At 55.6% G+C, this 12,322-nt stretch carries 11 protein-coding genes; 2 read left to right on the plus strand and 9 right to left on the minus strand.

The genetic code is table 11. The features are described 5' to 3' along the window. Positions 1-1,011, plus strand: a 1,011-nt coding sequence (locus MARLIPOL_RS01125) for a flagellin (protein WP_456085423.1), incomplete at its 5' end; no start/stop codon positions are given. A gap of 41 nt (positions 1,012-1,052) precedes the next feature. Beyond that, positions 1,053-3,053: a tetratricopeptide repeat protein gene (locus MARLIPOL_RS01130; protein ID WP_012136209.1), complete on the plus strand. Its 2,001-nt coding sequence runs from the start codon at positions 1,053-1,055 to the stop codon at positions 3,051-3,053. A 62-nt stretch (positions 3,054-3,115) separates the two neighbouring features. Here MARLIPOL_RS01130 and sbcB read toward each other — a convergent pair whose 3' ends face one another. The 9 genes from sbcB to cysC form a co-directional block, all read right to left on the minus strand. Next, positions 3,116-4,564: an exodeoxyribonuclease I gene (gene sbcB, locus MARLIPOL_RS01135; protein WP_012136210.1), complete on the minus strand. Its 1,449-nt coding sequence runs from the start codon at positions 4,562-4,564 to the stop codon at positions 3,116-3,118. Between the two features lie 57 nt (positions 4,565-4,621). After that, entirely contained in the window at positions 4,622-5,491 is an 870-nt protein-coding gene (locus MARLIPOL_RS01140; protein WP_012136211.1) for a DUF6160 family protein, read from the minus strand. A gap of 347 nt (positions 5,492-5,838) precedes the next feature. Beyond that, positions 5,839-6,207: a histone-like nucleoid-structuring protein, MvaT/MvaU family gene (locus tag MARLIPOL_RS01145; protein WP_012136212.1), complete on the minus strand. Its 369-nt coding sequence runs from the start codon at positions 6,205-6,207 to the stop codon at positions 5,839-5,841. A gap of 161 nt (positions 6,208-6,368) precedes the next feature. After that, a complete protein-coding gene (tviB, locus tag MARLIPOL_RS01150; protein WP_012136213.1) occupies positions 6,369-7,631 on the minus strand; it encodes a Vi polysaccharide biosynthesis UDP-N-acetylglucosamine C-6 dehydrogenase TviB in 1,263 nt (420 codons plus the stop codon). 40 nt (positions 7,632-7,671) lie between these two features. Next, the gene (locus MARLIPOL_RS01155) at positions 7,672-9,060 is read right to left on the minus strand and encodes an MBL fold metallo-hydrolase RNA specificity domain-containing protein (RefSeq protein WP_012136214.1); all 1,389 of its coding nucleotides are present in this window, start codon (positions 9,058-9,060) and stop codon (positions 7,672-7,674) included. Positions 9,061-9,150: 90 nt separating this feature from the next. Next, positions 9,151-9,414, minus strand: coding sequence for a HepT-like ribonuclease domain-containing protein (locus MARLIPOL_RS01160; RefSeq protein WP_012136215.1), 264 nt, complete (start codon positions 9,412-9,414; stop codon positions 9,151-9,153). After that, positions 9,404-9,712, minus strand: a complete 309-nt coding sequence (locus MARLIPOL_RS01165; RefSeq protein ID WP_012136216.1) for a nucleotidyltransferase family protein — start codon at positions 9,710-9,712, stop codon at positions 9,404-9,406. Before MARLIPOL_RS01165 ends, MARLIPOL_RS01160 begins: the two co-directional genes overlap by 11 nt. Before the next feature lie 136 nt (positions 9,713-9,848). Then, positions 9,849-11,618: an SLC13 family permease gene (locus tag MARLIPOL_RS01170; RefSeq protein WP_012136217.1), complete on the minus strand. Its 1,770-nt coding sequence runs from the start codon at positions 11,616-11,618 to the stop codon at positions 9,849-9,851. 9 nt (positions 11,619-11,627) lie between these two features. After that, a complete protein-coding gene (gene cysC, locus MARLIPOL_RS01175) occupies positions 11,628-12,236 on the minus strand; it encodes an adenylyl-sulfate kinase (RefSeq protein ID WP_012136218.1) in 609 nt (202 codons plus the stop codon). Positions 12,237-12,322 lie beyond the last annotated feature (86 nt).

Below are 12,322 nucleotides of genomic sequence, written 5' to 3' on the forward strand. Positions count from 1 at the left end.
GAACGTTTCCAGTCACAGATTACCGGTCTGAATATGGCCCAGCGAAATGCCAATGACGGCATCTCCCTGGCCCAGACCGCCGAAGGCGCCCTGGACGAGATTACCGAAAACCTGCAACGGATCCGTGAACTGGCGGTGCAGTCTGCCAACGCTTCAAACAGCACGTCAGACCGGGAAGCCCTGAACGCGGAAGTTCAACAACGCGTCGCCGAGATCAATCGGATTGCCGGCCAGACCTCGTTCAACGGCCTGAAGGTGCTCGACGGCAGCCTGCTGACTCAAACCTTCCAGGTAGGAGCCAACACCGGTGACACCATCAGCGTGAGTGGATTCGACACCCGCGGCAGCCAATTGGGCTCCGTCATCGGCCAATCAACCGGTATCCTGCAGCTGACGGACGGCACCGACACGCTTGAAGACATCTTCGCGGCAGGCGGCACCGCAGACTTTACCGTCACCCTGACCGATGCCGATGGGGTCGATACCGTCGTCAATGTTAGCGAAGCACGCTCACTGCAGGATGCGCTGGGACAGATCAATGCCCAGACTCCGACTACCGGAATCGAAGTCAACATGAACCGCACCAACGACGAACTGATTTTCTCGTCCCAGTTTGGTGTGGATTACGCCGTTGATTTCGCAGTCGACGGCGGCACCAACCAAGTGATCGATCCCGCACCTGCTACAGATACAGTCACTCTCAACGATACTGACATCTCTACACAGGATGGCGCTGACCTGGCGATGATACTGACCGACTTTGCCATCGACAGCATCAACGGCATTCGTGCCGAACTCGGTGCCGTGCAAAACCGGTTCGAGTCCACCATCGCCAACCTGAGCACCACATCCGAGAACCTGTCCGCCTCCAACAGCCGGATTCGGGATGCTGACTTCGCGGCCGAATCCGCAGAGCTGGCCCGTACCCAGGTGCTGCAACAGGCCGGCCTGTCAGTTCTGGCCCAGGCCAACGCGCGGCCACAGCAGGTACTGCAGTTGCTGCAGGGGTAAACGAGTAGGCGGTATTCATAGCAGGTCTTAAGAGGTGTCCCATGCACGCACAGCATAACATTCAGGTTTCGGATTCCCGGCAGGCCCACGTGGCGCGGTTGGTATTACAGGCCAACCTTGCCTACGGCGAGTCCAACAGCCCGTCGGGGTCGTTTGTTCAACGGCTGAAGACGCGACAGGAATGCCGGGCATACCTGGCTGAAGCGCTGGAACTGGAGCCGGAGAATGCGAGCGCGCTGGGCCTGCTGGGGCGGGTCGAGCTGGACGACGGTCAACTGGAAAAAGCCCACGCACTGTTCAACGCCAGCCTGAGCCATCAGCCAGACCAGGCGCAACAGTATTGCAATCTGGGCTACTGGGCCATGAAAAGTGAGCGCCCGGCACTGGCGGAGCAGTATTTCCTGCAGGCCCTCGACCTTGAACGGCAATCCGCCGCCGCTTTCTGTGGTGTGGCCCATGCAAAAAGGCTTCAGGGCCAGTTTGATGTGGCCTACCTGCACTACCGCAAACTGCTGGAAACCGGTGCCGAGTGGGATTCGGTCTACAGCGGCATGCTCACCTGCGCCGGACAACTGGATGTGCAGAAAGCCGACACCGCCCTGGCACAGGACGCCATCGCCCTGCTGCACAAGGATGACCTGCCCCATCAGGAAATCGGCCGGTTCGTAGGAGCCATCATCCATCAACAATACGATCTGGATAATCCTCAGGCACAGATTTTCCTGGATGCCGCCAGCGAAGACGAACTGCTGATTCTGGCCCTGGAAAAAACCCTGATGCCGAATCCCGCCGTGGAAGAACTGGTCACCCTGCTTCGCCGCGCGATTACCGCCGAAGTGGCGCAAACCGTTCAACTGCGGGACGGACTTCAGCCACTCACCCTGGCCATCGCCCGTTACGTGGATCGCACCGGCTACGTCCTGGCAGCGGAAGAAGACGAGGAAAGACTGATCAGCGCCATCAACGCCAGTATCAGCGCACAGTTGGTGATGGGCGAACCTCAGGATGCCATGATGGCGTCACTGATGCTCAGCGCCATGTACGGCGCCCTGTTCCATCAGGATTTCGCCGTGCATCTGGGCCAATGGAACCTGGTGGACTGGCCGCTGGCGCTACAGCCGGTGCTGGCTGCCAGCTACTACGACCGCGCCACGGAAGAAGCCATCAAGCAGAACTTTGATGAGAAAACCGAAGAGCTTTGCCTGGCCAAGACCGATGTGCCCCAGGCCTGGCCCAGTTGGTCCACCCTGGCCTACCGCACCGAAAGCAGCCTGAAGGCGCTGATGGCGGAAGACCTGAAACTGCCGGCAGATCACCTGCCCGCCACCTTACGCATCATGGTTTGTGGTGCCCAGTCCGGCCAGCGTGCCATGGAACTGGCCCACTACCTGGACGATGTAGAAGTCATTGCGGTCGACGAATCCCTGGCCAACATCGCCAAGGCCACCCGTATGGCCGGCGACATGGGCATCAACAACATCGTGTTCTGGCCCTGGTCGATCGCGCAGCGCTTCGTGGCGGATGGTCACAAGGTTCACTGGGTAGAAGTTGGCCGCCTCCCTTCTTCTGCCATGAGCACAGTGTCACTGGCCGCCCTTGTTAGCTCCGCGACCGATAACGGTGCGGTGGTCCACATGCACACTGCTGTGGAAGAACACACCAAAGGCGACCACCACATCCGTAACCTGATCAGCCAACATCAACTGGCACCCACCCGCACCACCCTGCGACAACTCCGCAGTATGGTGCTGACCAACAAACAGGACACCCTCTGGCAATCCCTGTTGAAAGAAGACGACTTCTATTCCCTTGGCGGCTGCCGCGACCGCTGGTTCCAACCGCAGGACGTACATCAGCTCAAGGAACTCATGGGCATGGTCAGCAACGAAGTGGAGTGGAAGCTGGTGAAAGCCCGGGATACCGATGGGCACACTCTTGCGACCGGACCGGTGCAGCAGCAGATTCAGGCCGAGGCGCTGGGGAGTGAGGTGCAGAGCTTGATGGGGCAGGGTTTGAGTGTTTACTTTGTGAAACGCCGTTGACAAGGGTGGTGTCGGATTGGCCGCAGGCGTAATCCGACACCTAATCCGACACCAAAGCTAAATCAAACGTACGGAATCAACGACTCCCCATACAAATGCAGATCCTCCAGGATCTGCTGCTTCTTCGGCGTCAATTCAGGATCAGCAGCCAATCGCTGCAACTCATGTCCATAAGCTTCCAATGACCGCCAGCCCTTCTTGGGCTGCATCAACCGTTCGCTGCGAAACAGTTCCCAGCGCTCCATGTCTTCCCCACTCAGGGCGCTGGGGTAATTCCTGGCACGATAGCGAAACAGCATTTCCTGCAACCGCTCGTCCTCAAAGCGAACATCCAGATCCCCGAGGGACTCCACCGGCTGCTCCAACACCCAATTCAACTTCTCGCGATCGGTTTTGCTGATAAAACCGCCGGCATAAAGCTGCTCGTCCGGATCAGTCAGCTCACTGCCTTCGAATTCCCGGTTGAAGGCCTCGGCAATGCGGGCAGGCAGGTCCGGCGCCTTGCGCAGCAGGGCCAGGTTGGCCCGTAACTGCTCGCCGTCCAGCGCCAGTTCCTCCAGGCGCTCCGGCGAAAGCGTGGACAGCATGTTGGCGGGGGCCAGCACCGGGCACTTGTTCAGTTGGACGCCCTTCAGCGCAAACCGGCTGACGCCCTCCCTCAGCTCGGCCTGGGACGTAAACACCCGCTCACGAATCTGGTCGGCCGTGGCGTTGATCAACTCACCGGGATCTTCCCGCAGGTCATAGACAATCACCAGATTCTTATTGGTCGGGTGATCCGCCACCGGAGCTACCACGGCGCAGCAGCCCCGTGACGCAGGATACTTGGCGGAGACGTGAAACACCGGCTTCATGGACGCGGTATCCAGCATCGCCCGGGCGGAGTGTTTGTCCTTGTTGTTCAGCACAAAATCGAACAGTTTGGGCTGCTTTTCCTTGATCAGCTTCGCCACCGCAATGGTCGCTTCCACGTCGGACATGGCGTCGTGGGCCGCCTCGTGGGCAATGCCGTTAGCAACCGTTAGCTCCTCCAGACGGAAACTCGGGCTACCATCTTCCTTGCGGGGCCAGTTAATGCCTTCCGGGCGCAGGGCGTAGGTCAGCCGCACCATATCGATGATGTCCCAGCGGGAATTGCCGTTTTGCCATTCCCGGGCATAGGGGTCGCGCAGGTTGCGGTACAGCGTGTTGCGGGTCACCTCATCGTCAAACCGCAGACTGTTGTAACCCACAACACAGGTGCCCGGCTGACTGAAGGCTTCATTAATCTGCGCAATGAACTCCGCCTCCGGGTAGCCCTCTGCCATCGCCTTCTGGGGCGTGATGCCGGTAATCAGGCAGGCTTCAGGTGAAGGCAGGTAGTCGTCCGTTGGCTTGCAGTAGATCACCAGCGGGTCTTCGATGACATTCAGTTCCGCATCCGTGCGCACACCGGCAAACTGCGAGGGCCGGTCATGGACCGGGTCCACGCCGAAAGTTTCATAGTCGTGCCAGTAGAAAGAACGGATCACCGAGAAGACTCCTGCGTTGTGTTTATAGACCGAACGCAGTGTAGTGTAATCCGGCAATCAAAACATCCCGTTACCACGATCCACGTAATGCGTACGCTCCCTTGGCACGCCGTTCGCGAACACCTGCTGATTCAGCGTCATACTGGTCGGCAAATTAAGGAACACCCCCTTGGCTGCCTCGATCACATTGCCGCCCTCAGGGCTCTGCCAATTCACACCCTCGCGCTGGAACGACAGAAAGAAATCATTGGTGAACTCTGTCGCGTCCCCTTCCCCGGCTTCGCCAATATCCAGGGAACGCAGGTAGCTCAATGGCGCACACTGCACGCCGGTACTGCAGTCGGTGGTCGCTCCTGCAAGTCCGAAATGGCTTGCCCGATAATTGGTGGCGCTGGTGTTGGAATCAAACAGTGTCGCGGCGGTGGGATTGCCATCGGCGTCTTCAATCTGGAGACCGATATTGCCGCTTAAGGATGTCATATCCGAAGAAAATGTCCCCCGAGCCTGCTTGAAGCCCATACGAAAACCCGCCAGCTCGTCCCCCACTTCCGCCAGCTCGATATAGGGCTTCAGTCCCACAAAGGGCACCACCTCATCCACAGCGTATCGGTTGCCGTCAATCTGAATGCGGGCATCGTCCCGGGAAATATGGCCCAATGCCACATCCGTCGCCTGGAAATCAGCGCCGCTATCAATACTTCCCAGCGTCACATTGTCCGCATTGATCCGGGTTTCAGCATCCATAGTCAGCGACATACGAGTGAACTGGTGAGCTCCATCATCCAGGTTCTCAATTGTCATAAAGCCCTGCCCCTGCACCTCACTCATTTCCTGATCGGAAATGGGCTCAAGTTCGGCCTGGGCAACGGGCGCAATACCCAGGCAAACCAGTGCGAGGACAACGTATCCATACGCATCCTGTCTCATTGTTTTGTGTCTCTGATTAGTGTCTATGAGCCTGCTACTGCATTTCCGACGCCCGGCTCACTGCCCACGGTGTTATTGGAATTTGTACCCGTTTGGACAGGCGGCACTCTTTATAATGCTTCGAATTTATAATGCTTTTTGTCTGTAATGTTTTGTATCTTATTGGCCGCAAACGCACTATAGCCCAGGCATTAAAGCCAATAGAGTGAGCGTGTTCACATTGGGGGATGACGGAAGGTTAAAGAGGGTGGGAGTTTGATGTGGGTCACAGATGAATTACCCCCCTCCCCTGGCCCCTCTCCCGCGAGGAGAGAAGGGGGTGTGGAGAGGCGGTAAAACTAATTCAGTCAGTCCTGCTGCCAGCTCTGCACAGCTTCCTTACCATGCTTCTCACGCCACTCGTTCAGAGTCTTGTGATTACCGCCACGAGTCTTGACCACTTCACCGGTGTGCGGGTTCTTGTAAGTCTTCATCGGGCGCTTGGGACGGGAACCGCCAGCGGAATCGGCCTTGCCACCAGCAACAGACGGATCAATGGCACCCAGAATCTGCAGAACGTCCTTCGGTGACTTGTCATAAGTCTTCATCAGATCACGAACCTTGTTTTCAAACTCCAGTTCGTGCTTCAGAGCCTGATCCTGCTCCAGCTGAGCCAGTTCGGCAGAGAGCTTTTCCATAAGCTGCTTTTTCTGGTAGTAATCGTTGATCTTTGCCATGGATATAAAACCCTTATTTCATCTGGTGGTTTTAATAAAACTCAGAGTTGTCCTAATTAATGCACATTAAAGAGGACGAAAATGACCAAAAGCCAATGAAATATTAATGGATTAATTTCCAAAGGGCAAAGTAATTTATTTACATACTTTTAATGTGTCTTTTAAAGTCGCAGATCTGCTTCGCCCAAAGGCAACACACCTTTCAAATCAAACAAAACACCATTATCTTTCAGATAAGCCCGAAGCCCTGAAGATGAAAGCGATGCATACTCGCGATGGGGAACCGCCAACAATACCGCATCATAATCAGCGGATTTCGGATTATCGAGAAGCGAAATTCCATATTCATGCTGTGCTTCATCGTTGTCAGCCCAGCAATCCGTGATGTCCACTTCACAACCAAACTCACGCAACTCTTTAACCACATCGATAACATGAGTATTGCGAACATCCGGACAGTTTTCCTTGAACGTAAACCCCATAATCAGAATGCGGGACTTGGCGATCATGTGGCCTGTTTTGATCATCGACTTGACCAACTCGGCGGCAGCATAGCGGCCCATATTGTCATTGACTCGCCGGCCCGCCAGAATCACCTCTGGGTGATACCCGATGGCCTGGGCCTTATGGGTCAGATAGTACGGGTCCACCCCAATACAATGGCCGCCGACCAACCCAGGCTGGAATCTCAGGAAATTCCATTTCGTTCCCGCCGCAGCCAACACTTCATGAGTATCAATCCTCAGTCGGGAGAATATCATCGACAGCTCATTCATCAGCGCAATATTCAAATCACGCTGGGTGTTTTCAATCACCTTGGCGGCCTCGGCTACCTTGATGGAACTGGTCTTATGGGTGCCGGCCGTAATAATGCCGGCATAAAGGGCGTCCACTTCATCCGCAATCTCGGGCGTAGAACCAGAAGTGACCTTCATAATCGTTGTTACTCGGTGCTCTTTATCACCAGGATTAATCCGCTCCGGGCTATAACCGGCATAGAAATCCTGGTTGAATTTCAGGCCAGATACTTTTTCCAGAACTGGCACACACACTTCTTCCGTCGCTCCCGGAAAAACCGTGGACTCGTAAATGACAATATCGCCAGCTTTGAGCACCTTTCCCACACTTTCGCTGGCTTTAATCAGCGGTGTTAAATCAGGGGACTTGTACTCATCAATGGGCGTTGGAACCGTAACAATATAAACCTGACAATCACGGATCTCGTCCAGGGAATTGGTAAATGACAAACGGCGGGATGCAGCCAGCTCATCAGAAGACACTTCCCGGGTATAATCCACGCCATCTTTCAGTTCGGCGATACGTTTTGCACTGATATCAAAACCAACCACCTCGCGCTTTTCTCCGAAAGCGGCTGCCAATGGCAACCCGACATATCCAAGGCCGACTACAGCGATCTTTTTCATAATAGAACCAATCCTGTCAGTACTGAGTCTTCGGGAAGTATCAAGGAATCATTATCCCCATTAGTCCAATCCCTTGAAACTTATTTTTCAACGCCAACTTGGCCGCCCTGTCCCCGTGAACAATCCGAATCTCGGACGGCGGTTGCGAAATGCCTTCAACAAATCGAACCAGATCCGATTGTCCCGCATGGGCTGAATACCCGCCCACCTGATGAACCCGGGCACGGATAGTGTAACGCTCACCGTCCAGCTCCACCCAGCCACTGCGGGGGCCATAGGTCAGAATATCCCGCCCTGGCGTGCCCGCAGCCTGGTAGCCGACAAACAGCACATCGTTGCGTTTATCGCCCAGCATCGCCTTGAGGTAATTCACCACCCTGCCCCCGGCGCACATACCCGAACCCGCCAGCACCACACAGGGGCGGTGAGTTTTGGCCAGGTATTCCACCGCCTCCAGGTGGTCCTTGTGATCGTTGATCACCGTTAACTGGTCGAATGACAGCGGGTGGCGGCCCTGTTGAACCAGGTCCTTGGCCTCCTCATCCCAGAAGGGCTTGAGCTGGTCGTAAATGCGAGTGAATTCTGCAGCCAGGGGAGAATCAACGACAATTTCGAGATTGTTCCAGGTTAGCTCACCTTCAATTGACGATTCCCCAAATTCGGTAATCAGGCTTTCAATTTCATACAATAACTCCTGCGTCCGCCCGATACTGAACGAGGGCACCAACACCGTGCCGCCGTCTTCCAGTGCATGCTCCAGCACCGTTTTCAGCCGATACCGCCGGGTTTCCCGGTCTTCGTGATCTTTGTCACCGTAAGTGCTTTCAATCACCAACCGGTCGGTTTTTTCAGGAGGCTGGGGTTCCGGTAACAATGGCGCATGGGGTGCCCCCAAATCACCGCTAAATACAATACGCTCCTGGTTATCACCATCCCGGGCCTCGCACTCCACGTACGCCGAACCCAGAATATGGCCGGCCCGCTGCAGCCTCACCCTCAGGGCATGCGAATCCGCATCAAACACCGTATGCCACTGCCCATAAGGTACCGCCACAATCCGAGAACGAATCAAACCCAACACCCGCTCGATCAACGCCCGGTCACGGGTGAAACCAATCTTCAGAGCATCTTCCAGGATTTCCGGCAGCATGATGGCCGAAGGTTCCGAACAAATAATCGGCCCTTCAAACCCGGCAGCAAGCAAATAGGGAATGCGACCAACGTGGTCGATATGAACGTGGGTGACGATCAACGCACGGATGTGGTCAATCGGGAAATCGATGGTGAGATTGGAGGCATTTGCGCCCTTGCTGGCCTCTTCGCCCTGGAACAGGCCGCAATCAATCAGAACGCCGGCAGGGCCAACGTTGAGTTCGTGGCAGGAGCCTGTGACGCCGGTGGTGGCGCCGTGGTGTTGAATATCGATCATCTAAACATCCTTGTTTAAACACTTGGTGGCGGCTTGACGGTTTTGTCGGATTACGGCTTCGCCTAATCCGACACTGGGCCAGGAGATCAGTCAGACAACTCCCGGTCTACAAAGGAGGCCACCCCCCCCCAAGTTCTCTTCCACAACACCCCAGACAATAACCGGATCCACAGTCGCATACCCGTGAATCAAAATATTTCTGAACGAAATCATTTTCCGGTAATCAGGTATGCGCTCAGCGACTTCCGAGTTGGACTTGTGAAGCTTCCCGACAGCCTCTCCATCAGTGAACCGCCGGATTTTGTCCGCAGCGACCTTGATGTCGTACAAGTACTTTTTTGCTTCACGCTGCATAAAGCGCCTTTTGTTCAGACATTACGGATTCGCGGAAGTACGGATTAGAAAGAGATTTTGCGGTCACCAGATCGACCGGCCTGCCAAGGATGCTTTCTAATTGGAATTTAAGCTCAAAGAAGTCTGCTGCGTATTCTCTGGCAGACAAGCCATCCTCAAATTCAACCAGCAGGTCCACGTCACTTTCTGGGGAAAACCTATCTCCCACTGCTGAGCCAAATACAGCCAGGTATTTTACATGGTGGGCTGAGCACAACGGCTCAATGTGCGGCATTGCCTCAAGTAACAGTTTGATCATGGTTAACCCCCACCAAGGTTCAATACATAGAGTGGATCATTTCTGGTTGAAGTATAAACCACTCACTCAGGGAATTATTGTCTCAAAATCACTTTGAGTGCTAATCGATGCGGATAGGCTCCACCAAACCCTACCCTCAAAACGTCCAGACCATCGGAATCAACGTCACCGAAATGCTGCCCACCAACAAACTCAAAGGTAAGCCTATACGAATATAGTCCGTAAACTGATACCGACCCGGTCCGTAGACCATTAAATTTGTCTGGTATCCCAGCGGTGTTATAAAGCTTGCCGATGCTGCAAACATCACAGCCACGGCGAAGGGCAGAAAACTGACACCAAGCTGCTCCGATAGCGCCAACGCAATAGGAAACATCAGTACCGCGGCGGCGTTATTGGTAATGACCTCAGTGAACACCGCCGTCAGAACGTACACCAGAACCAGCCCCATCCAGGGGGACATCCCCGCACCATTCCCCAGCAACGCACCGGCCACCGTTGCAGCCGCCCCAGTCTCAGACATGGCGTTGCCCAACGCAAACGATGCGGCAATTACCACCAGCACCGGCAAATCAACACTGCGCCGTGCCCTGCTCGCGGTAATGCAGCGGGACACAATCATGCCACCAGCCGCAAGGAAGGCGGCTTCCATAATACTCAGCAGCCCGCCGGCGCTGAGCACCACCATGACCAACAGAATACCCAACGCCAACGGCGCCTTGTGAAAATCCGGCGGGGTGGAATCATTCAGGGCACTGACCAACAGAAAGTCGCGGCGGAACCGGTATTGCTCCGCAAATTCGTGGCTGGCTTCCAGTAACAGGGTATCGCCCATCTTGAACTCGATATCCCCCAGCTTGCCGGACACCCGGCGGCCCTCACGGGATACCGAAAGAATGACGGCATTAAACCGTGTACGGAAGCGACTGTCCCGCACCGTTTTACCCAACGCGGGGAATTCCGGGCCAAGTACCACCTCCACAAGACAGCGTTGGTGATTGGCGATATCCAGCTTATGGACACCCGCGTCGGCTGGCCGCAGCCCATGAATGCGCCTGAGTTCACTGGCACACTCAGGCGCGCCCACAAAGTACAGCTTGTCACCCGGCTGCAGGGTACGGTCAGGCTCGACCGCCGTAATCAGCCGCCCCTTCCGGTCGATTTCGGTCAGGTACCCGTAAGTCAACGCCCGGAGGCCGGCCTCGGCAATCGTCTTGCCAATCAACGGGCCCGGGCTGATCACCTCCACCTCAACGCCGTATTCCCGAACCGCATCCAGCTCCTCAGAAAGCCCACCGCGATCCGGAAGCAAACGAGAGGCAAACAGCACCAGGAACGTGCCCCCGGCAATCAATAACGGCACACCCACCCACGCCAGCTCGAACAGCCCGAGATTAATCCCCAAGCGGCTCTGCAACATGCCATCAATGACCAGGTTGGTACTGGTACCAATCAGCGTGCAGGTACCCCCAAGTATGGCGGCATAACTCAAAGGGAGAAGCAGTTTGGAAGCGGGAATCTCAAGGCGCCGGGCCCAGTCCTGAATCGCGGGGATGAACATGGCGACCACCGCCGTGTTGTTCATAAAGGCACTGAGAATGCCGGTTGGCGCCACCATCCTCATCTGGGCACCCTTTATGGACTTGGGGTGCCCCAGCAAGCGACGGGCTATCCACTGGACCGCACCGGTTTCCTTTAACCCCGCGGCGACCACATACAACGTCGCGATGGTAATCACCCCGGGATTGGCAAAGCCAGCTAACGCCGATACCGGCGACAGCACCCCAAAGATGACCAGAATGGCCAATGCGGCCATCAGAACCAGATCGGCCGACACCCGGGTAAAAACCAGTGTCCCGAGCACCATTGCAAGAATGACCAGGGTAAATACAGCATCCCATGCCATAGGGAACCCTTACTCTTGTCGTTCCAGGATCAGCTTCCGCTCAAGCAAGTACTCAAGGAGTTGCTCCACACACTGATCGACGGTTTGCGAAGATGTGTCCAGAACCACTTCCGGGTGCTCAGGCACCTCGTAAGGGGAGTCTATACCCGTAAAATCCTTGATCTGCCCCGCCCTGGCCTTCTCGTACAACCCCTTGGGATCGCGATCCTCACATGTTTCAATCGGGGTATCCATGAATACCTCAATGAACTCACCGGCCGGCATCAGGTTACGCACCATCCGGCGGTCACTGGTAAAAGGCGAAATAAACGCGCTAAGGACAATCAAACCGGCATCCGCAAACAGCTTGCTCATTTCCCCGATACGGCGAATGTTCTCCACCCGGTCCTCATCCGAGAATCCGAGATCCTTGTTCAGACCATGACGGACATTGTCTCCGTCCAGCAGAAAGGTATGATAGCCACGCTGATACAGCGCTACGTCCAAAGCGTTAGCAATGGTAGACTTACCGGACCCGCTAAGGCCAGTGAACCACAACACGCAGGGGTGCTGGTTCTTGGGGGCAGCGCGCTCGGCGCGAGTAACTTTGTGGTTGTGCCAGACGATGTTATTGCTCAAAACGAATCCCTTTGTAAGGCATAAGATTAGTTCGGTGCGTAATATACCAGAAAAGATTCCCAACGTGCTCGGGGTACTGGAGAGTT

This window comes from Marinobacter lipolyticus SM19 (genome assembly GCF_000397065.2).
Classification (GTDB): domain Bacteria; phylum Pseudomonadota; class Gammaproteobacteria; order Pseudomonadales; family Oleiphilaceae; genus Marinobacter; species Marinobacter lipolyticus.